We start from the raw sequence: 21,167 nt of genomic DNA on the forward strand, positions 1-21,167 counted from the left end.
AGAAGTGAATCTGCTTCTACGTTGACACCTTGGAAAAAAGCGATAATGAGCCGTTATCGCTTTTTTTTTGGCTATAGTGCAGCATTGATTTTTATATTCGTACAGGCTCGAAAAACTTCCTCGAGGTGGATGTCCGTGCCATTAAAAAAATCGAATCCTGATCTCATTCTCATTATCGTCACCTTAACTCTTCTGACCGTTGGTTTAATCATGGTTTACAGCGCAAGTGCCATTTGGGCAACATATAAATTTGATGATTCCTTTTATTTTGCAAAACGACAGTTGCTGTTCGCCTGCGTCGGGGTCATCGCCATGTTTTTCATCATGAATGTGGATTACTGGACATGGAGGACATGGGCCAAGATCCTGATCATCATTTGTTTCATCATGCTGCTTGCAGTATTGGTGCCTGGAATAGGGATGGCAAGAAATGGTTCGCGAAGCTGGATTGGCGTAGGGGCATTTTCAGTCCAACCCTCCGAGTTCATGAAGTTGGCGATGATCGCTTTTTTAGCCAAGTTTTTATCCGAACGGCAAAAGCTCATCACCTCCTTTAAAAAAGGGATGCTTCCATCCTTAGGGTTAGTGTTTTTGGCTTTTGGGTTGATCATGTTACAGCCCGACCTTGGAACGGGAACGGTCATGGTGGGAACATGCATCGTCATGATTTTCATTTCCGGAGCAAAAATCAGCCACTTTGTTGGCTTGGGGCTGATCGGCGTAGCCGGCTTCATCGGTTTGATTTTGTCGGCGCCCTACAGGATAAAAAGGATCACATCTTTCTTGGATCCGTGGGAAGATCCTTTGGGAAGCGGCTTTCAAATGATCCAGTCCTTTTATGCGATCGGTCCGGGTGGATTGTTCGGCCTTGGCCTCGGGCAAAGCCGGCAGAAATTTTTCTATTTACCAGAGCCGCAGACCGATTTCATTTTTGCGATCCTTTCCGAGGAACTGGGATTCATCGGCGGCTCTCTAGTCATTCTGTTATTTGCGCTTATGCTTTGGAGAGGGATTAGGATAGCGCTTGGGGCACCTGATTTATACGGCAGCCTTGTAGCGGTGGGGATCATTGCCATGGTCGCCATCCAGGTGATGATCAATATCGGGGTCGTGACGGGTTTGATGCCAGTTACCGGCATCACCCTTCCTCTGTTAAGCTACGGTGGTTCATCGCTTACACTCATGTTGATGGCGATTGGGGTACTATTGAACATTAGCCGCTACTCAAGGTTTTAAGAGAATTTCAAAAAAAGGGAGGTCCTGTCACACGCGGGGCTTCCCTTTTTAGGTTGAAAGCCTTTGCAGGAAATGAAGGGTGAAAGAACCTTGGCTTAAATTAGAAATAAATGAAATGCCAATAAAATATTACCATGTATGAATGTTTGCGAATCCACAATAAATATTGGCAATACAGCTTTGTTTAGACTATAGTATAAGAGGGTTAGGCCGCATAGGCGCTTGCTTCTGTTCATTTTATATGCTTTTACTTGCAAGATGTCATCATTCTCGGAAAAAAACAGTGACCTCATGAAAGAGGAAATGAAAATCATGATTTGGAATTATGGGAACAACAAGGAGGTTTATCATGGATAAAGTGATAAAGCAATTAACTGAAATGAAAATCGGCAAGGTTCTTGAACAAGAACCGCTTGCGAATCATACAACTATGAAAATAGGAGGGCCCGCTGATTTATTCATCGTGCCATCTTCCGTTGAAAATATAGAAAAAACGATGCAGATCATCAAAGAGCATGCCATACCGTGGCGGGCTATTGGCAGGGGCTCCAACCTTCTTGTAAGTGATGGGGGAATTGAGGGTGCCGTGCTTAAATTGGGCAGAGGCCTTGATCATATCGAGATGAATGGAACGGAAATCAAAGCTGGAGCTGGTGTTTCACTTGTCAGCTTGTCTGTTCAGATCAGTAAAAAAGGTTATGCAGGATTGGAATTTGCCAGTGGAATACCTGGTTCCGTCGGCGGAGCTGTCTATATGAATGCCGGTGCACACGGTTCCGATATGAGTGAGATTCTCAAGGAAGCGCATGTTCTGTTTGAGGATGGTTCTTTAGCTTGGCTTTCGAAGGAGGAAATGGAGTTTTCTTATAGAACTTCCGTACTTCAAAAGAAAAGACCTGGTATCGTGTTGGAAGCCGTGTTCCAATTGACCGAGGGAGATAAAACCGAAATCGTTGCAAGAATGCAGGATAACAAAAATTACCGGAAGGATACGCAGCCGTATAACCTGCCATGTGCAGGCAGCATATTCCGGAATCCACTACCGCATCATGCCGGTAAATTAGTGGAAAATGCCGGTCTGAAGGGACACTCGATTGGCGGAGCGCAAATTTCCCCAATGCACGGTAACTTTATCGTCAACACGGGTAATGGGAGTGCAGCGGATGTTCAGGCCTTGATACAGCATGTGAAAGATACTGTATATGATAAATTTGAAGTTGAAATGGAAACAGAAGTCGAAATTATCGGCCGTAAATAATAGGATGTAATATATCCAAATTTTGTGTTATAATGTGTTACCTTTTAAAGTTTCATAGAAACGGACTTAGAGTGTGCCGTGATTTCGTATTGTATAAAAACCATCCATTTTTTCAGGAAGAGGTGAAAGGGATGGAAAAGGGGAAAATCGTTTCCATTGAGGACCGCATCCCGAAATTAAAACAATTAAGAAAAAGCAAAGCAAACAAACGGCTGGTTCTGTTGCTTTCCCTTTTCTTCATTCTGGTTGCATGCGTACTATATTTCTTATCCCCGCTAAGCTATGTGAAAACCGTTCAGGTGGAAGGGAATCGATATATCACTTCCAAGCAAATCATTGAATTGAGCAAGGTGAAGAAAGATCGAAGCATTTGGAAGGTCGATACAGGGAAAGCGGCAGCCAATATTAAAAAAAACCAGGAAATAAAAAGTGCCAAGGTAACACCCGTATTTCCTAATTCGATTAAAATTACAGTATCCGAGCATAACAAGATGGCATACCTGTCCAATAATGGGAAATATGCCCCTATTTTAGAGAACGGGACCGTCCTGGAGGAGTTAGTGACAGGGGAAATGCCATTATATGCCCCGGTTTTAATCGGTTTCAAAGAGGGTAAAGCATTAAAGTTGCTCTTAGAAGAGCTGGATAAGCTTCCTGTCGAAATTCAAAATGCCATTTCGGAAATCCATTATGCTCCAACCAAAACCGACGCCTACCATATTGTCATGTTCATGAACGATGGGTTCGAAGTGAACGCGACAAGCCGGACGTTATTCGAGAAAATGATCCACTACCCATCAATCGTCAGTCAGTTGGATCCAAAGGTAAAGGGAGTCATCGATCTGGAAGTGGGTTCTTATTTTAAAGCGTATAAAAATGCGGAACAAAAGGAAGACACGAATGAGCAAAATTGATGGCAAACGGGTGGTGCTATCCCTCGTTTGCCTGGTGCTCGGATTTATGGTTGCCTTCTCTTACAATCTGGCTAAGGATAATCGGGGAGTAAGTGAGGACAAGGCATGGAATCAAGAATATGAGCTTAGGCAGCAACTGATTGAACAAGAGACCAAGAACCGGGAATTTCAGAAGGAACTGCTTCAAAAGCAGGAAACCGTATCCAGGATAGAAAAAGATCTGGCCCAGGAAAAGCAGCAGTTTTTCAATTTGGCCAAAGATACGGAGAAATACCGGATGTTTCTCGGGAAAGTGAAGGTGAAAGGTTCAGGCCTTCAGGTAACCCTTGACGATGGTGGGAATGTGGATCCGGAAGCCAATGTCAATAACTACTTGGTTCATGAACAGCATGTCTTCAAGGTTGTAAATGAATTATACATATCAGGTGCAGAGGCTGTTGCGATCAACGGTCAGAGATTGAACCATGATTCCTATATAATCTGTAATGGACCAGTCATCACAGTCGATGGACACCAGCATCCGGCTCCATTCATCATTACTGCAATCGGGGATCCGGAAGTCCTGGGGGCTTCCCTCGACCTTCCTGGAGGCATAAAGGAACAGTTGGTTGACGAAAATATCATCTTTACTATGGAAAAGAAAAAGAATATCATGTTTGACCCCGTTATTGGAGGGAGATCAGTTTCCTGGATTCGATGAAAGATTGGTGAGAGACTGGAAATGAAAAAAAAGCTTTCTTTTAGTTTGCTTACTTTGATTGCGGGCTTCATGCTCGCCATCCAATTCAATTTGGTGAATCAACCTGTCGTTTCCGATACAAGGGATATGTGGGAGCTGAAAAATGATTTATTGAAAGAACAGCAAGCACAAGTGGAATTGATAGATGGCATCAGTAAGCTCGAAGGGAAAATAGCATCCTATGAAACCGAGAGAAATGAAAGCAAGGAAGAATTGCTGCGAAAGACCCTGACTGAATTAAAGACTGAAGCTGGTTTGACCGAAATAAAGGGTAAAGGTGTAATCGTGTCCATTCAACCGATTAAGGAAGGGATCCTACTTGGCGAGCGGATTGAGTATATTTCCCCGGTATTATTAATCAGGCTCCTTAATGAAATGCATAGGTATGGGGCGGACGACATTTCCATAGCTGGTCAAAGGTACATAACGACATCGGTCATTCGTGATATAAATGGACAGCCGAAAATGGACGGATATCCGTTAACCGATTACCCGGTCGAACTGCTGGTAATGACGGATGATCCAAAGAAATTAAAGCAACGTATTGAAGGCTCGGAACTAATGGATGATTTTTTCATCGATAACTTCGAATTGCAAATAAAGGCACCTTCTCGTGAATTGACATTGCCTGCCTACCAAAATGATGTAAAAGTGGAACACATGATGCCCATCATGAATGGGGGGGATTCGTAATGTGGCTTCCAGTTTTTGGACTCCTGATTGGGGTCACCCTCGGCTTTTTGGTCGATTTGGATATTCCCCATGAATATTCAAATTACCTTTCCATTGCCGTGCTCGCGGCTTTTGATACCTTATTTGGAGGCATCAGGGCCCATTTGCAAGGTCTTTATGATGAAGTTGTATTCGTAACCGGATTCTTCTTTAATATAATTCTTGCCGCAGGTTTGGCTTTTCTAGGTGTACATCTTGGTGTAGACTTATATTTAGCCGCTATCTTCGTATTTGGTGTAAGACTGTTTCAAAATATCGCCATGATCAGAAGAATACTGATTGAAAAATGGTCCGATTCCCGTAAAAAGCAGAAAAAAAATCTATAATTTTAAAGGGAATCACATCTTAAATGACGAATAGTTTATGCAGTATCCAGTTTAGCAGATTTCTCCATTATGACGAGAAGCGAACAATGTGCAGCTTAAAGTGAGAAATCTACGAAATGTACCGCTAATTATGACATTCACGAGTTGGTGAAATCAGTTCAGTTATTCTATAATGAATAGGTCTTTCGATATAAAAATGTTATTCTACTAAAACATGTATAAAACTGAAGGAGGTGCCATGGAGAATGAACAGCAATGAAATATACGTAAGTCTTGACATCGGTACATCCAGTGTAAAAGTAATCATTGGGGAAATGGTCAATGACACATTAAATATAATCGGTGTAGGAAATGTTAAATCGGAAGGGCTCAAAAAGGGCTCGATCGTCGGTATTGATGAAACCGTCCAATCCATCCAAAAGGCTGTCGAGCAAGCAGAACGTATGATAGGGATGGAGATAAAAAACGTAATCGTCGGCATAAGTGCAAATCACGTGACGCTGCAACCTTGTCATGGGGTAGTAGCGGTATCCAGTGATAATAAAGAAATTACGGAGCATGACGTTTTCCGTGTTAGGGAAGCAGCGGAGTTAATTACGATCCCATCCGACAGGGAGATTATCGACGTGGTGCCCATCCATTACAAAGTTGATGAACTTGATGAGATCAGCGATCCAAGAGGCATGATCGGCGTTCGCTTGGAAATGAGAGGGATCTTAATCACAGGTCTTCGGACAATCTTACATAATACGCTGCGGTGTGTGGAAAGGGCTGGGTTAGAAATAACCGATATCGCCCTGCAGCCATTGGCGGCAGGTTCCCTTGTTTTATCCAAGGATGAAAGAGAACTTGGGGTGGCGCTTGTCGATATTGGCGGGGGTTCCACTACGCTGGCAATATTCGAACAAGGCTATTTACAATATACGTCTGTGATACCTATAGGCGGGGAAACACTTACGAAGGATCTTTCCATCGTTCTTAGGACAACGATGGAGGAGGCTGAGAAAATAAAAGTAAAGCATGGCCATGCCTTTTATGATGACGCGTCCGAAGATGAAGTATTCCAAATACCGATCATCGGCAGCGACCAGCAACAGCCCTGCAATCAATTAATGCTTTCGGATATCATTGAAGCGAGATTGACCGAAATTTTCGAGTTGATTCAAGATGATTTGAGGAGACTTGGTTTTCAGGATATTCCAGGAGGTTTCGTATTGACCGGTGGCGTTGTCAAAATGCCGGGAGTCCTGGAGCTTGCTCAATATGTGTTCCAAAACCGTGTAAGGACGGCCGAACCGAATTACATCGGTGTCAGGGAACCCCAATATACGACTGCAGTCGGACTGATTAAACATGCATGCAAGAAAGAGAGAATGCAAAAAAACACCGCTCATAAAACTCCTGTAGCAGCCGGTCAAACGCAAGAAGAGAATGACCAGCGCAGCCAAAAGGTTTCTCAGAAAAACAAAGAGAACGTACCGGCTAAAAAACAAGGTGAAAAAGGTGAATCTAAATTCAAAAAAATCCTAGGTTACTTTTTTGAATAACAATCATTAAGAATCGGGAATTTCGTCAAAATAGGAGGATTGTCATGTTGGAGTTTGATTCTAATTTAGAACAATTAGCAACGATAAAAGTAATAGGTGTTGGCGGCGGCGGAAACAATGCGGTAAACAGAATGATCGAGCATGGCGTACAAGGTGTTGAATTCATTTCTGTCAATACTGACGCACAGGCTCTTAATCTATCAAAAGCTGAGATCAAAATGCAAATCGGCGGAAAGCTTACACGCGGATTGGGTGCTGGAGCCAATCCTGAAGTGGGGAAAAAGGCTGCTGAAGAAAGCAAAGAGCAGATTGAAGAAGCGCTTAAGGGTGCCGATATGGTTTTCGTAACCGCTGGAATGGGTGGCGGAACCGGAACGGGAGCTGCTCCTGTCATCGCCGGCATTGCTAAAGATTTAGGCGCGCTTACCGTTGGTGTAGTCACACGTCCATTTACCTTTGAAGGCAGAAAACGGGCAACACAAGCACAAGGCGGCATTTCATCGATGAAGGAATCCGTCGATACGCTGATCGTCATACCAAACGACCGTCTCCTTGAAATCGTCGATAAAAGCACACCGATGCTTGAAGCTTTCCGTGAGGCCGACAACGTACTTCGTCAAGGTGTACAAGGGATTTCAGATTTAATTGCGGTTCCCGGTCTTATTAACCTGGACTTTGCCGATGTTAAGACCATCATGTCCAACAAAGGTTCGGCGCTTATGGGCATCGGGATTTCCTCAGGGGAAAACCGTGCGGCAGAAGCGGCGAAGAAAGCCATTTCCAGCCCGCTACTCGAAACTTCGATTGATGGTGCCCAAGGCGTACTGATGAACATCACTGGCGGAACGAACTTAAGCCTCTTCGAAGTTCAGGAAGCAGCCGATATCGTCGCTACTGCCTCCGATCAGGACGTAAACATGATTTTTGGTTCAGTCATCAACGAGAATCTTAAAGATGAAATCGTCGTGACGGTAATTGCAACAGGGTTTAACGAAGTGGAAGCTTCCATACGCCCTACTGGACGTCCAACACTCGGACAGCAGCAGCAATCAAGGCCGCAGACACAGCAAGCGCCACAGACTAATGTGAAGCGTGAAGTGAAGCGGGAAGAAGTCAATGAGCAGCCTTCGCGCAATGCGAACCAAGGCGAAGAGGCTCTGGATATTCCAACTTTTCTCCGTAACCGCAATAGACGCCGTTAATATCACCGGCTAAAAAAACCGTTCCCGCTGGGAACGGTTTTTTTTCGATTTTTTTTACGCCCCGTTTTCATCTTCTTGCGGCTATCGCAAATATCTTCTGCAGAAACCTGGATTGGTTTTTGGGTGATGTTTTAAATGATTTCTGCAAGGGGGCCGTTTCCGGGCTGGGACCTTCATTAATATAAAGGAAAAAGGGATGGTTCCCCGAAAATCTTAAACTTTTAAAACATAAATCGACAGAAGTAAAAGGGGGCAGGATAGTCTCTCGGAAAGTATTGGAAAATTTCAAGAGCTGTTTTTCTACAAAAAGGGTAAAAATGACTGAAAAACTCTTAAGTTTTCGGTACAAAAAGTGACACACTTTCCAAGGCCAGGTACGCTATACTTTTTGCTAGTGGAAGGTTAGTTCCTAAAGGGAGGGGAGGGTGTTTGACCTTATATTTAGATGTGATCTGGTTGTTGAATTGGTTATTTGACTGCCTCCTTTTATATGGGACCGCAATCATTCTCAAACGAAGAGTCGCTCTTTGGCGGATATGCATCGGCGGGTTGATCGGTTCCTTCATTATCGTAATGGCATTCACTCCTTTTTATGCAATGGCGGACCGAGTGTACATGAAGATTTTTGTATCCCTGGTCATGGTGCTGGCCACCTTTGGATTTAATAGGTTAAAGCTTTTCATGAAATCGGTGGCCACTTTATACTTTGTGACGTTTTTATCTGGGGGAATCCTCCTGGGCCTTCATTATTTATTCGAATTTCAAATCGTAGCCAAAGACCCCGGTCAATATGCAGGAATCAATCGTTTTGGCGACCCTGTCAGCTGGATATTCGTAATGATCGGATTCCCGCTTGCTTGGCAATTTTCCAAGCGTACACTTGAAGGGATGGAAATGACAAAGCTGACACATGAACAAATGGTTATGGTTTCGGTTAAGATATCTGACTTCGAAGGGACATTCCACGGACTGGTGGATACCGGGAATCAATTATATGATCCGATTTCACGCTCCCCTGTGATGATCATTTCTCTATCGGGAGGGGAATCGGGAATTCCTGACGATATGCTAGAGCTCTTTAAAAACCCTGATAATCTGATCAAGCAGGAAGAACAACCTGAGTATTCATGGACTGGACGAATGCGGGTCATCCCTTATAAGGTGGTGGGGCATGAACATCAGCTTTTGACCGCTATCAAGCCGGATTCCATCAAAATCGTTCAAGGGGAAAAAGAATATCACGTTAAGCAAGGGCTCGTTTCATTCACCTTTTCGAAACTCTCTCCCGACAACAGCTATCAATCTATCGTTCACCCGAAAATGTTAACCGGCATCCCGGTGCAAAATGCCTCCTGAACCATTGATTCACTCTAACATCTGACCCATAATCCGTTTATTAGAAGGGAGAATTATTTTGAAGAAACTCATTCTTCGGCTCACTTATTTTTGGTACAAACTATTGTTCAAGCTTGGATTGAAGACGGACGAAATATATTACATTGGAGGAAGTGAAGCGCTGCCGCCGCCCCTTTCGAAGGAAGAAGAGGCAATACTGATCAATAAATTGCCGAATGGCGATGAAGCAGCACGATCGATATTGATCGAACGTAATTTAAGGTTGGTCGTCTATATCGCCAGGAAATTTGAAAATACGGGCATCAATATCGAAGACCTCATCAGCATAGGCACCATCGGTTTAATAAAGGCCGTGAATACATTCAATCCAGAGAAGAAAATAAAATTGGCTACATATGCCTCGAGATGCATCGAGAATGAGATTTTGATGTATTTACGAAGGAATAACAAAATCCGTTCTGAAGTTTCCTTTGATGAACCATTGAATATCGATTGGGATGGAAATGAGCTTCTGCTATCAGATGTCCTTGGCACTGACGATGACATCATCACGAAAGATCTTGAAGCGAATGTGGACCGCAAGCTGCTGACGAAGGCACTCACGCAGCTATCTGAACGCGAAAAACAAATAATGGAACTCAGGTTTGGCCTGGCAGGCGGAGAAGAGAAAACACAAAAGGATGTTGCCGATATGCTTGGAATTTCCCAATCATACATTTCACGTTTGGAAAAACGGATCATCAAGAGGCTTCGAAAGGAATTTAATAAAATGGTGTAAAAAAATTTAGCACCTAAATGCCAATTAAATCAATACTTTGGCAGCGATATTAAAAATTATGGTGATTTTCTGTTCTAGCCAAGTGCATATTTTTCCCTCCCGCGGAAATACTGTTTTTTGTACAGCGCTCCTGTGAGGAGGGAATAATTTTGTCTCGTAATAAGGTTGAAATCTGCGGTGTGGATACATCAAAATTACCGGTTTTAAAGAATGAAGAGATGAGAAAACTCTTTAAAGAACTGCAAGATGGCGAAATTTCAGCAAGAGAAAAACTGGTAAACGGGAATCTTCGACTCGTTCTAAGCGTCATTCAGCGCTTTAACAATCGGGGAGAGTATGTGGATGATCTATTTCAGGTAGGCTGTATAGGGTTAATGAAGTCGATAGACAACTTTGACTTAGGTCAAAATGTTAAGTTTTCAACATATGCTGTACCGATGATTATTGGAGAAATCAGAAGATATCTTCGTGACAATAATCCGATTCGGGTTTCCCGTTCTTTAAGAGACATCGCTTACAAAGCTTTGCAGGTTAAAGAAAAGCTCATAAGTCAGACCCTTCGTGAGCCGACAGCTGAAGAAATCGCCAAGGTGTTGGAAGTACCTCATGAAGAAATCGTTTTTGCACTTGATGCGATACAAGATCCAGTTTCACTTTTTGAACCGATTTATAATGATGGCGGGGATCCGATTTATGTACTCGACCAACTGAGTGATGAGAAAAATAAAGACAGTACGTGGATTGATGAAATAGCTATTAACGAAGGCATGAGACGGTTGAATGACCGGGAAAAAATGATCCTTCGGAAACGGTTTTTCCAAGGGAAGACGCAAATGGAGGTAGCCGAAGAAATCGGCATTTCACAGGCGCAGGTGTCCCGGTTGGAAAAGGCGGCAATAAAGCAAATGAATAAAAATATCCAACAGTAGAAGCTGAGCATGAGAAAAGGTAGCTTAAGCGGGTAGTGCAGCAATGTTCATTACCCGCCCAAAGCCACTTATCTGTAGCGGCTTTTTTATTTTGTCGAAAATGCATAAGGGAGGAGATGGAGGGCGAAACGTTTATTTATCGTATTCTTCATCCTTGAGTGAATCATGTCATATACATGTGAAGAGGACCTTCATCTATGATGAAATTGTGAGGAGCTGAGTGGGATGACCAGAATTTCCGAATTTCAGATCAAGGATATCGTCAACATAGCAGATGGAAAGAAACTTGGGAATATGTCGGATCTTGAAATCAATACGGCTACAGGGCAAATTGAGGCAATCGTCGTTTCAAATGGCACCAGGTTAATGGGGTTCTTCGGCAGGGAACAGGATATTGTGATTCCATGGCGCAAGATAAAAAAAATCGGCGCAGATGTCATTCTTGTTGAACATCAGACGGTATTTCAGGCAGAACTGAAAGATGAACGGTTTTAAGGGGTGAAGTGCACAAATCTATGATACACTAGACTAAAAATGAAGAGGTTAAAAGCATGAAAGAGCCATTTGTTTTAATAGATGATCAATATATGCTCATTGACAGCTGGAGACAGCAAAATCTCCAGCTCGTAGCGGGCTTCACCACGAAAAATGGGGGAGTCAGTTCAGGGGATTTCCAAACATTGAATACCGGTTTCCATGTCGGTGATCGCCTTGAAGATGTCCAGGGAAATCGCAGGATCTTGGCAGAAAAGCTGTCATTTTCCCTAGATGGCTGGGTAGGGGCGGAACAGACGCATGAAACGCAAATATTGCAAGTGAACAGCCTCGATGGCGGCAGAGGCGCAACGGATTATCATTCAGCCTTTAAAGGCACAGACGGATTTTATGCGAAGGATCATAATGTTCTTTTGACAATGTGCTACGCAGACTGCGTGCCCCTATACTTTCTTGCCCCGGCGCATGGTATGATTGGGGTGGCGCATGCTGGCTGGAAGGGTAGTGTAAACGGAATTGCCCGGAAAATGGTTGAAGCATGGCTAAGAGAGGGTATAAAGGAAGCGGAGATATTTGCTGTAATAGGACCGTCCATTTGCTCGAAATGCTATGTTGTTGATGACAAAGTCATAGATTTAGTGCAGAATTTGCTGGAAGATAATGACGAAAAGCCATATAATTTAATCAGTGAAGGACAATATCAGTTAGATCTTAAGCGACTCAATTCTTTGGTTCTTCAGAAAGCGGGAATTCCAAACAGTCAAATTGAGATTACATCGTACTGCACAAGCTGCGATCAAGATTTGTTTTTTTCACATCGCCGTGATAACGGGAAAACAGGCAGGTTAATGAGTTTTATCGGTTGGAAGGAGGATTTAGGGTAATTGTGAAAGTATTGGACAATTTAAAAAACATCGAAGAAAAGATAAATATAGCATGTGAAAATAGCGGCAGGCGCCGTGAAGATATAAAGTTGATCGCCGTGACAAAATATGTTTCGGTCGAGAGGGCGAAGGAAGCCTTGGAAGCGGGAATCAGCGACTTAGGTGAAAACCGTGACGAAGGGCTCCTGAATAAGTACGAGGTACTGCAGGACAAGCCGAACTGGCATTATATTGGCTCCTTGCAGACGCGAAAAGTGAAGAATGTCATTGATAAAATCACCTATATCCATTCACTGGACCGAATTTCTTTAGCGGAAGAAATTCAAAAACGGGCAAAAGAGCCGATAAATTGTTTAGTGCAGGTGAATGTTTCGGGCGAGGAATCCAAACATGGCATGGATCCAGAGGCAGCAATGAGCTTCATAAAGGGGTTAGCCGGTTTTGATAAGGTGAAGGTTGCAGGATTGATGACGATGGCTCCTTTGACGGATGATGTACAAGTTTTACGTCAGTGCTTCCGGAACCTGAAAAATCTGCAGGTGGAAATCCAAAATGCTGCGCTTGCGCATGCACCATGCACGGAATTATCCATGGGGATGTCCAATGATTTCATGATTGCCATCGAAGAAGGCGCTACTATGATCAGGATTGGCACAGCACTTGTAGGCGAATAATTTTAAGGAGGTACGCTATAGATGTCGTTCGTATCAAAATTTAAATCTTATTTCGCACTGGATGATGAGTATGAGTACAAGGATGAAGTGATGGAAGAAGAGGAGGCTGAACGAAAAACCGTGAAGTCAGCTAAACAGCAGCCAGTTTCTGCAGGGACTAATGCCAATCAGAATATCGTAAGTTTGCAAAGCGTCCAGAAATCTTCTAAAGTAGTATTATTGGAGCCTCGTGCCTATGCAGAAGCCCAGGAGGTAGCCGACCATCTGAAGAATAGGCGGGCTGTTGTCGTGAACCTTCAACGGATTCAGCATGATCAAGGAAAGCGGATCATTGATTTTCTTAGCGGGACTGTCTATGCAATCAGCGGGGATATCCAAAAAATCGGAACAGATATATTCTTATGTACCCCTGACAACGTCGATGTTTCCGGTAATATTACCGGCTTTGCCGTCGATGAGGAGTATGAAGAAGCGAGGTGGTAATGATTAATGGGTTTAGTGCTTCAAGGTTTATATTATTTAATTGAAATTTATTCAATGGCATTAATCGTATACATATTGATGTCATGGTTTCCAAATGCAAGGGAGACATCCATCGGTCAATTCCTGGAAACGATTTGCGAACCATATTTAGAGCCTTTCAGAAAGTTCATACCACCACTTGGCATGATCGATCTTTCACCGCTTGTGGCCCTTCTGGTGCTTAACTTCGCAAGTGGTTATGGCATTCATTACCTTCAGACGCTGGTAGGTTAACAACAACCGGCAAAGAACTAAACTACACAGCCGGAAGATTCTCAGCTGTGTAGTGGCAACGAAGGAAGAAAGCATGTTTAGATCAATCATTATCTTGATAATTAAGGAGCAATTATACAATCATGAGTATTTATCAGCATTTCAGGCCGGAGGAAAAGGAATTCATCGACCAGGCAATGAATTGGATCGATCAGGTGAAAGATTCTTACGCTCCGAAATTATCTGATTTTCTGGATCCGCGACAGCAGGAAATCCTTATTTCCTTATTGGGAAATGATCCGGATGCCAAACTGCAATTCAACGGCGGGAGCGAATTCGTTGAGCGAAAACGTGTGCTCATTTACCCTGATTATTACTCTCCTGAACCATCGGATTTCAATATCTCCTTATACGATATTTCCTATCCAAAAAAGTTTGTTACGCTTGAACATAGGCAAATACTTGGAACCTTGATGTCACTTGGGGTAAAACGTGAAAAATTCGGTGATATAATCGTGACGGAGGAGCATATCCAATTTATTGCGGCCGAGGAGATGGATGCATACCTCACTGGGAACCTGGAGAAAATCGGTAAAGCTTCCGTTGCCATAAAACGGCTTCCTATCGGGAATATCATCCAAGTCCAAGATAAATGGGAAGAACAAGTCACCACTGTCAGTTCCCTAAGGCTGGATAGTTTGCTTTCTGCCGTCCTTAATATCTCCCGCCAAAAAACGCAAGCCCTGGTAACGTCAGGTAAAGTGAAGGTCAATTTCAAGCAAACGGAAAATGTTTCTGAAGAATGCCGCGAGGGGGATACGTTATCCATCAGGGGGTTTGGCAGGTGCAAGATACTGTCGATAGATGGAAAAACCAAGAAGGATAAGTGGAGAATCTCGTTAGGCAGGCAAAAATAATTCAAGATTAAGCAGGATTTGTACATTTATTGTCGAATATAGAGTTTTAATATACTAGAGTAGAAACCGTTCTGGAGGTGCCGTAATGCCCTTAACCCCGATAGATATACATAATAAGGAATTTAATAAAGTATTTCGAGGGTATGATGAAGATGAAGTAAATGAGTTTCTCGACCAGGTCATTAAAGATTATGAACTGATTTTGAGGGAGAAAAAAGAACTTGAAGATAAACTGAACGAGACTTATGATCGTTTGGGACATTTTACGACAATCGAGGGTACACTTAATAAGTCGATTATTGTCGCACAAGAAGCAGCTGAGGAATTGAGGCGCAACGCCCAAAAAGAAGCGAAGCTGATCATTAAGGAAGCAGAGAAAAATGCCGATCGGATCGTCAATGAGTCACTTGTGAAAGCAAGGAAAATCGCGATGGACATCGAAGACTTGAAAAAACAATCCAAAGTATTCCGGACCCGTTTCAAAATGCTTGTCGGTGCACAGTTGGATTTGCTGGACAATGATGATTGGGACCACCTTCTTGATTACGAAGTGGATGCTACTGAAATAGAATTAAATGAGAGAGTGGAAGAGGAAATTTAAACGATTCCTTGACTTTCAACACTTTTTTCGCATATAATTTTTTAACAATACAATTCATGATTACTTTAGACGATGACAGGGAAAGTAAATTCTTCACATGCTTATTAATAGCGACCGGGGATGGTGAGAGCCTGGAATAAGCGAAGATATTGAAGATCACCCTCGAGTTCTGAGTTGAACCTGCTTTTGCAGCAAGTAAACGAAGCGTTTCATTCACGTTACGAATGCTCGAGAGGTTGGATTCACTTTGTGAATCTTTCTAGCCAGGGTGGTACCGCGGGAAGCAAAGCTTTCTCGTCCCTTTTTTAGGGATGAGAAGGCTTTTTATTTTGCCTGGAGGAGTTTTGGGTTCCAATGAAATTGTGTAAAGACGGATGGAGGATGTAACGATGGAATACAAAGATACCTTATTGATGCCAAAAACGGAATTTCCAATGCGTGGAAATTTACCAAAACGAGAGCCGGAGATTCAAGAGAAATGGAAAGAAATGAATATTTATAAAAAGGTGCAGGAACAAACGGCAGGACGCCCTTTATTCATTTTACATGACGGACCGCCATACGCTAACGGTGATATCCATATGGGTCACGCGATGAACAAGGTTTTAAAAGATTTCATTGTCCGCTTTAAATCAATGAGCGGTTTTCAAGCACCGTATGTTCCGGGTTGGGATACGCACGGCCTTCCGATCGAAACGGCCTTGACTAAAAAAGGTGTAAAGCGGAAAGAAATGAGTGTAGCCGAATTCAGGAAGCTTTGTGAAGAGTATGCTTATGTCCAGATCGACAATCAACGTGAGCAGTTTAAGAGAATTGGGGTTCGCGGGGATTGGGATAACCCTTACATCACATTAAAGCCTGAATATGAAGCCCAGCAAATCAAGGTCTTCGGGGATATGGCGAAAAAAGGCTATATTTATAAAGGGAAAAAACCTGTTTACTGGTCACCTTCCAGTGAATCAGCACTTGCGGAAGCTGAAATTGAATACCAAGATAAACGTTCTGCGTCAATCTATGTTGCTTTTGAAGTTACGGATGGCAAAGGAGTAATCGAAGAAGGAGTTAAAATCATCATTTGGACGACAACTCCTTGGACGATTCCTGCTAACCTTGGCATCTCGTTGCATCCGCAATTAAATTACGTCGTAGTGGCAGTCGAAAATGAAAAGTTCTTAATTGCTGAAGCTCTTCTTGAGTCCGTGACCGAAACGCTAGGCTGGGATAACCCAACCGTTGTGAAAACGGTAAAAGGGAACGAATTGGACCGGGCAGTTGCCAAACATCCTCTTTATGATCGCGAATCTTTAGTGATGCTGGGTGAACATGTTACGACGGAAGCTGGCACGGGCTGTGTCCATACCGCTCCAGGACATGGTGAAGATGACTTTATCATCGGACAAAAATACGGCTTGGATGTCCTTTGCCCCGTGGATGAGAAAGGGGTCATGACAGAAGAGGCCGGTGAATTCGCTGGATTATTCTATGATCAAGCAAATAAACCGATTACAGAAAAATTAACCGAAGCTGGCGCGTTATTAAACTTGACGTTCATCAATCACTCTTATCCACATGACTGGCGGACGAAGAAACCGACGATTTTCCGGGCAACTGCACAATGGTTCGCATCAATCAAAGACTTCCGCAGTGAACTTCTGGAGGCCATCGAAGAAACGAAATGGGTTCCAGCCTGGGGGGAAACGCGGCTATTCAATATGGTCCGTGACCGCGGAGATTGGTGTATCTCCCGTCAACGTGCATGGGGTGTACCGATTCCTGTCCTTTATGCAGAAAATGGCGAGCCGATCATTACCGATGAAACGATCACTCATATTTCAAACCTTTTCCGTGAACATGGTTCAAACATCTGGTTCGAACGGGAAGCGAAAGAGTTACTTCCGGAAGGCTTCACTCATGAAGGCAGCCCAAACGGCATCTTCACGAAAGAAACGGATATCATGGACGTATGGTTCGATTCCGGCTCATCTCATCAAGCTGTTCTTGAAGAAAGAGAAGACTTACAGCGTCCTGCCGATCTTTATTTAGAAGGTTCGGATCAATATCGCGGCTGGTTTAACTCTTCACTTTCAACAAGTGTTGCCGTAACAGGAAAAGCACCCTATAAAGGCGTGCTGAGCCACGGATTCGCTTTGGATGGAGAAGGCCGCAAAATGAGTAAATCGATTGGGAACGTTGTCCTGCCATCCAAGGTCATGAACCAGCTTGGTGCAGATATATTACGCCTTTGGGTCGCTTCTGTCGATTACCAATCAGATGTCAGAGTTTCAGATCCTATCCTTAAACAAGTCTCGGAAGTGTATCGTAAAATCCGCAATACATTCCGCTTCCTGCTGGGGAATTTGGATGGATTCAATCCGGAAACCGATAAAGTGGCAATCGATGAACTGCCTGAAGTGGACCGTTACATGCTAGTCAAATTGAATAAGCTGATCACTCAGTCCAAATTGAGTTATGAAAATTATGAGTTTGCGACCATTTATAATATGGTCAATAACTTCTGTACACAGGATTTGAGTTCGTTTTATCTTGATTATGCGAAAGACATTTTATATTGTGAAGCACCAAATGGTAAAGAGCGTATGGCCATTCAAACAGTGCTATACGAATCATTGGTAAGCTTGACGAAATTGGTATCGCCAATCCTTTCGCATACGGCTGATGAAGTATGGGCGTTCATTCCCGGTGTAACGGAAGAAAGTGTCCAATTGACATGGATGCCTGAAGAAATTCACGTTGATGATGCACAAGCCATCGAAGAAAAATGGACGGCTTTCATGAACGTGCGTGATAACGTACTGAAAGCATTAGAAGAAGCTCGCAATCAGAAAATCATCGGTAAATCACTGAACGCAAAAGTGAAGGTTTACGTGAATGAAGAAACGAAAAATCTGCTTGATAGCATCAAGGAGAGCTTTGAACAGTTATTCATCGTATCCGAATTTGAACTTGCTGGAGATGTGTCAAGTGCACCATCAGAAGCGGTTAAACTCGAGGATATTGCAATCGCGGTGACAAAAGCCGAAGGTGAAACATGTGAGCGTTGCTGGAATGTTTCCAAACAAGTGGGTCAAGTGGAGGAACATCCGACACTATGCCCGCGTTGTGCAACTGTAGTGAAAGAGCATTATGTGAATCAATGATCCAGAAGGCATGCGGCGGGACCCCCTATGAAGGGTCCGGTCAGCATGTATACAAAAAGGCTTCGAAATGATTACATTTCGAAGCCTTTTTAATGTTAGACAGGTTTTGAAGCAGGTAATCCCATTTTAGATAGTCATGTGTGCGAAAGAACCCTTCTTTTGATCGAGAACGTGTATAAGGTAAAGCCGGTATATTCTCATTTTTTAAGGCTGTTTTCGCATACTTTGTTGCTATTCACCCAGGAATGCGTTGAGGTTATAGTGGAAAGGAACGTTTATAGTACAGTACCACAAAAATGCAGGCAAATAGAACTCTATCTACGTTTAAACGCAGAGTGGAAGGGAGCGCCTGCAGTGGCTTGGAACGGTCCAAGTATAAACCTTAAAACTGTAAACAAACTCCATTATTATCGACTTTGTCTACAATTTTGCCGTTCTCTATCTGGAGGGTCCAAAAAAGGTATATCGCATAAAGGAATATTGCCATGGTTTTATACTTTTCGGATTAGTCATTATTTCTAGTTTATGCTACAATTCAAAAGTGAAGATTTGATTAGTTTGGGGGAAAAAATGTGTTTTATTATTTAATTGCCCTTTTGGTCATTGCTCTCGATCAGCTGACAAAATGGATGATTGTGAAAAAAATGGAGTACGGAGAAAGCATTGAAATTATTGAAAACCTTCTATATATTACCTCGCATCGTAATCGTGGGGCAGCATGGGGAATTCTACAAGGACAAATGTGGTTTTTCTACATCATCACCATCGCTGTCATTATTGGACTTGTCTATTATATTCAGAAAATGGCAAAGCAAAGCCGTTTGCTTGGAGTGGCCCTTGGCCTCATGCTAGGCGGGGCAATCGGTAACTTCATCGATCGCATCGCTCGCCAGGAAGTAGTGGATTTCGTTCATACCTATATTTTTAGCTACAGTTTTCCGGTATTTAATGTTGCCGATGCTTCGCTTTCAATTGGAGTCGGACTGCTCGTGATTCATATGTTATTAGAAGAAAAAAACGCTAAGGAGAAAAATAATGGATAAAAGGTTATACAGCATCGATGAAACACTAAAAGGTGTCAGGATAGATAAGGCACTTTCGACTTTGAACGAGGAATGGTCGCGTACACAAGTTCAGCAATGGATTAAAGATGATCATGTATTAGTCAATGGCTTGGCCATAAAAACGAATTATAAATCGATTCCAGGCGATACGATCGAGGTGACGATTCCCGAGCTTGAGGAATTGGATGCAGCGGCAGAAGAGATGGATTTGGATATTTATTATGAAGATGCGGATGTCCTCGTGGTCAACAAACCGAGCGGAATGGTCGTCCACCCAGCACCTGGACATGTATCAGGCACGCTGGTAAATGGGTTGATGGCCCACTGTACAGATTTGTCTGGAATTAACGGCGTGATGCGTCCCGGCATCGTCCATCGAATCGACAAAGATACATCTGGTCTATTGATGGTTGCCAAAAACGACATGGCACACGAAAAACTTGTCCAGCAGCTTGTTGACAAGACGGTTACCCGTAAATATCAAGCAGTAGTCCATGGTGTGATCCCACATGATTTCGGAACGATCGATGCACCGATCGGCAGGGATAAAAAAGATCGTCAAAGCATGACCGTGACGGACTCGAATTCCAAAAATGCTGTAACACATTTCCGTGTCATCGAACGTTTCAATGCTTTCACTTTGGTGGAATGCCAACTTGAAACCGGAAGGACGCATCAAATCCGTGTTCACATGAAATACATTGGCTTCCCGCTTGCAGGCGATCCTAAATACGGACCGAAGAAGACCCTGAAGCTAGATGGACAAGCGTTGCACGCAGGCCTTCTAGGATTCATCCACCCCCGTACCAATGAGTATATGGAATTCGAAGCTCCGATACCCGAAGAGTTTGAACAGCTAATTAATCAATTGCGTAGAAGTAAGGATTGACAAATTCGTTTTTATGATATATCATGATAACAACTTAACAAGAACCTTTAACACAGTTCAGAGAGACTGAGAAGGAAACGGATACGCGAAGTCGGGATACCCATGCCCACGTCGTTAAAAATCCTCATGCCTTCTTGGCATGAGGATTTTTTGTTGAAGGAAAAAGGAACCGAGGTGGCCGAGATGTTGAATGAGAAAGCGATAGTACTTGATGAACAGGCCATTGGCAGGGCCTTGACGAGAATTGCCCATGAGATTATTGAGAAAAATAAGGGAATTGAAGATTGTGTATTGATCGGGATTCGTACACGCGGGATTTTCCTCGCTGATCGACTGGCCAGACGCATCAATCAAATAGAGGGTAAGGCAATCGAGCTAGGAGAACTGGACATTACCCTATATCGCGATGACCTTTCGAAAAAAACCAACGATGGAGATCCCATTGTAAAAGGCTCAGATATTCCGGTCAATATAAGCGACAAGAAAGTGATTTTGGTTGATGATGTTCTTTTCACAGGCAGGACCGTCAGAGCGGCAATGGATGCCTTGGTGGATTTGGGAAGGCCTTCGCAAATCCAGCTCGCAGTTTTAGTGGACCGAGGGCATAGGGAACTTCCGATACGGGCAGATTTCGTCGGGAAAAATGTTCCGACATCACAATCCGAGAAGATTACCGTTACGTTGACAGAAGTGGATGAAGCAGATCAAGTCACTATATTAGAAAAATAAACAA

22 protein-coding genes are annotated in these 21,167 nt (G+C 43.2%); all 22 read left to right on the top strand.

Going from position 1 to position 21,167, the window contains the following annotated elements; all coding sequences use genetic code 11:
- Nucleotides 1-129: 129 nt before the first annotated feature.
- The 22 genes from spoVE (at nt 130) to pyrR (ending at nt 21,163) form a co-directional block, all read left to right on the top strand.
- Nucleotides 130-1,236 carry a stage V sporulation protein E gene (gene spoVE, locus CVN76_RS28925; RefSeq protein WP_061143463.1) on the top strand — a complete coding sequence of 369 codons (1,107 nt, stop codon included), beginning with the start codon at nt 130-132 and terminating at the stop codon, nt 1,234-1,236.
- Nucleotides 1,237-1,585: 349 nt separating this feature from the next.
- Nucleotides 1,586-2,494 carry a UDP-N-acetylmuramate dehydrogenase gene (murB, locus tag CVN76_RS28930; RefSeq protein ID WP_100534038.1) on the top strand — a complete coding sequence of 303 codons (909 nt, stop codon included), beginning with the start codon at nt 1,586-1,588 and terminating at the stop codon, nt 2,492-2,494.
- A 131-nt stretch (nt 2,495-2,625) separates the two neighbouring features.
- On the top strand, nt 2,626-3,408 hold the full coding sequence (locus tag CVN76_RS28935) for a cell division protein FtsQ/DivIB (RefSeq protein ID WP_100534039.1): 783 nt from the start codon (nt 2,626-2,628) through the stop codon (nt 3,406-3,408).
- Nucleotides 3,395-4,108 (top strand): DUF881 domain-containing protein, encoded by a 714-nt coding sequence (locus tag CVN76_RS28940; RefSeq protein ID WP_232732502.1) that lies wholly within the window; start codon nt 3,395-3,397, stop codon nt 4,106-4,108. The genes CVN76_RS28935 and CVN76_RS28940 overlap by 14 nt, the downstream gene beginning before the upstream one ends.
- A gap of 21 nt (nt 4,109-4,129) precedes the next feature.
- On the top strand, nt 4,130-4,840 hold the full coding sequence (locus tag CVN76_RS28945; RefSeq protein WP_100534041.1) for a DUF881 domain-containing protein: 711 nt from the start codon (nt 4,130-4,132) through the stop codon (nt 4,838-4,840).
- Complete coding sequence (locus CVN76_RS28950; RefSeq protein ID WP_100534042.1) at nt 4,840-5,205, top strand: small basic family protein; 366 nt, start codon at nt 4,840-4,842, stop codon at nt 5,203-5,205. Before CVN76_RS28945 ends, CVN76_RS28950 begins: the two co-directional genes overlap by 1 nt.
- A 245-nt stretch (nt 5,206-5,450) precedes the next feature.
- On the top strand, nt 5,451-6,752 hold the full coding sequence (ftsA, locus tag CVN76_RS28955; RefSeq protein ID WP_100534043.1) for a cell division protein FtsA: 1,302 nt from the start codon (nt 5,451-5,453) through the stop codon (nt 6,750-6,752).
- Nucleotides 6,753-6,796: 44 nt separating this feature from the next.
- Nucleotides 6,797-7,954, top strand: coding sequence for a cell division protein FtsZ (gene ftsZ / locus CVN76_RS28960; protein WP_061143449.1), 1,158 nt, complete (start codon nt 6,797-6,799; stop codon nt 7,952-7,954).
- Nucleotides 7,955-8,383: 429 nt separating this feature from the next.
- Nucleotides 8,384-9,310 carry a sigma-E processing peptidase SpoIIGA gene (gene spoIIGA, locus CVN76_RS28965; protein WP_100534044.1) on the top strand — a complete coding sequence of 309 codons (927 nt, stop codon included), beginning with the start codon at nt 8,384-8,386 and terminating at the stop codon, nt 9,308-9,310.
- Between the two features lie 58 nt (nt 9,311-9,368).
- A complete protein-coding gene (gene sigE, locus CVN76_RS28970) occupies nt 9,369-10,088 on the top strand; it encodes an RNA polymerase sporulation sigma factor SigE (protein ID WP_100534045.1) in 720 nt (239 codons plus the stop codon).
- A 149-nt stretch (nt 10,089-10,237) separates the two neighbouring features.
- The gene (gene sigG / locus CVN76_RS28975) at nt 10,238-11,017 is read left to right on the top strand and encodes an RNA polymerase sporulation sigma factor SigG (RefSeq protein ID WP_100534046.1); all 780 of its coding nucleotides are present in this window, start codon (nt 10,238-10,240) and stop codon (nt 11,015-11,017) included.
- 225 nt (nt 11,018-11,242) lie between these two features.
- Complete coding sequence (locus CVN76_RS28980) at nt 11,243-11,512, top strand: YlmC/YmxH family sporulation protein (RefSeq protein ID WP_100534047.1); 270 nt, start codon at nt 11,243-11,245, stop codon at nt 11,510-11,512.
- Between the two features lie 56 nt (nt 11,513-11,568).
- Nucleotides 11,569-12,396, top strand: a complete 828-nt coding sequence (gene pgeF, locus CVN76_RS28985; RefSeq protein ID WP_100534048.1) for a peptidoglycan editing factor PgeF — start codon at nt 11,569-11,571, stop codon at nt 12,394-12,396.
- Nucleotides 12,397-12,398: 2 nt separating this feature from the next.
- Nucleotides 12,399-13,070, top strand: coding sequence for a YggS family pyridoxal phosphate-dependent enzyme (locus CVN76_RS28990; protein WP_100534049.1), 672 nt, complete (start codon nt 12,399-12,401; stop codon nt 13,068-13,070).
- Between the two features lie 21 nt (nt 13,071-13,091).
- Nucleotides 13,092-13,553, top strand: coding sequence for a cell division protein SepF (locus tag CVN76_RS28995; protein WP_100534050.1), 462 nt, complete (start codon nt 13,092-13,094; stop codon nt 13,551-13,553).
- Between the two features lie 6 nt (nt 13,554-13,559).
- Nucleotides 13,560-13,826, top strand: coding sequence for a YggT family protein (locus tag CVN76_RS29000; RefSeq protein ID WP_061144554.1), 267 nt, complete (start codon nt 13,560-13,562; stop codon nt 13,824-13,826).
- Between the two features lie 122 nt (nt 13,827-13,948).
- Nucleotides 13,949-14,722: a YlmH family RNA-binding protein gene (locus CVN76_RS29005; protein WP_100534051.1), complete on the top strand. Its 774-nt coding sequence runs from the start codon at nt 13,949-13,951 to the stop codon at nt 14,720-14,722.
- 85 nt (nt 14,723-14,807) lie between these two features.
- On the top strand, nt 14,808-15,323 hold the full coding sequence (locus tag CVN76_RS29010; protein WP_061144556.1) for a DivIVA domain-containing protein: 516 nt from the start codon (nt 14,808-14,810) through the stop codon (nt 15,321-15,323).
- 389 nt (nt 15,324-15,712) lie between these two features.
- Nucleotides 15,713-18,481 carry an isoleucine--tRNA ligase gene (gene ileS, locus CVN76_RS29015; protein ID WP_100534052.1) on the top strand — a complete coding sequence of 923 codons (2,769 nt, stop codon included), beginning with the start codon at nt 15,713-15,715 and terminating at the stop codon, nt 18,479-18,481.
- Nucleotides 18,482-19,053: 572 nt separating this feature from the next.
- Entirely contained in the window at nt 19,054-19,524 is a 471-nt protein-coding gene (gene lspA / locus CVN76_RS29020) for a signal peptidase II (protein WP_061144558.1), read from the top strand.
- A complete protein-coding gene (locus CVN76_RS29025) occupies nt 19,517-20,434 on the top strand; it encodes an RluA family pseudouridine synthase (RefSeq protein WP_100534053.1) in 918 nt (305 codons plus the stop codon). Before lspA ends, CVN76_RS29025 begins: the two co-directional genes overlap by 8 nt.
- A 183-nt stretch (nt 20,435-20,617) precedes the next feature.
- Nucleotides 20,618-21,163, top strand: coding sequence for a bifunctional pyr operon transcriptional regulator/uracil phosphoribosyltransferase PyrR (gene pyrR / locus CVN76_RS29030; protein ID WP_061144560.1), 546 nt, complete (start codon nt 20,618-20,620; stop codon nt 21,161-21,163).
- Nucleotides 21,164-21,167 lie beyond the last annotated feature (4 nt).

Source organism: Bacillus sp. mrc49, assembly GCF_002803435.1.

Coding starts and splice junctions, on each gene's coding strand:
- CVN76_RS29005 (WP_100534051.1), top strand. CDS start 13,949: ATGAGTATTTATCAGCATTTCAGGCCGGAGGAAAAGGAATTCATCGAC.
- CVN76_RS29025 (WP_100534053.1), top strand. CDS start 19,517: ATGGATAAAAGGTTATACAGCATCGATGAAACACTAAAAGGTGTCAGG.
- CVN76_RS28945 (WP_100534041.1), top strand. CDS start 4,130: ATGAAAAAAAAGCTTTCTTTTAGTTTGCTTACTTTGATTGCGGGCTTC.
- murB (WP_100534038.1), top strand. CDS start 1,586: ATGGATAAAGTGATAAAGCAATTAACTGAAATGAAAATCGGCAAGGTT.
- CVN76_RS28935 (WP_100534039.1), top strand. CDS start 2,626: ATGGAAAAGGGGAAAATCGTTTCCATTGAGGACCGCATCCCGAAATTA.
- pyrR (WP_061144560.1), top strand. CDS start 20,618: ATGTTGAATGAGAAAGCGATAGTACTTGATGAACAGGCCATTGGCAGG.
- CVN76_RS29010 (WP_061144556.1), top strand. CDS start 14,808: ATGCCCTTAACCCCGATAGATATACATAATAAGGAATTTAATAAAGTA.
- CVN76_RS28980 (WP_100534047.1), top strand. CDS start 11,243: ATGACCAGAATTTCCGAATTTCAGATCAAGGATATCGTCAACATAGCA.
- ftsZ (WP_061143449.1), top strand. CDS start 6,797: ATGTTGGAGTTTGATTCTAATTTAGAACAATTAGCAACGATAAAAGTA.
- CVN76_RS29000 (WP_061144554.1), top strand. CDS start 13,560: ATGGGTTTAGTGCTTCAAGGTTTATATTATTTAATTGAAATTTATTCA.
- CVN76_RS28950 (WP_100534042.1), top strand. CDS start 4,840: ATGTGGCTTCCAGTTTTTGGACTCCTGATTGGGGTCACCCTCGGCTTT.
- spoVE (WP_061143463.1), top strand. CDS start 130: ATGTCCGTGCCATTAAAAAAATCGAATCCTGATCTCATTCTCATTATC.
- CVN76_RS28940 (WP_232732502.1), top strand. CDS start 3,395: ATGAGCAAAATTGATGGCAAACGGGTGGTGCTATCCCTCGTTTGCCTG.
- pgeF (WP_100534048.1), top strand. CDS start 11,569: ATGAAAGAGCCATTTGTTTTAATAGATGATCAATATATGCTCATTGAC.
- ileS (WP_100534052.1), top strand. CDS start 15,713: ATGGAATACAAAGATACCTTATTGATGCCAAAAACGGAATTTCCAATG.
- ftsA (WP_100534043.1), top strand. CDS start 5,451: ATGAACAGCAATGAAATATACGTAAGTCTTGACATCGGTACATCCAGT.
- CVN76_RS28995 (WP_100534050.1), top strand. CDS start 13,092: ATGTCGTTCGTATCAAAATTTAAATCTTATTTCGCACTGGATGATGAG.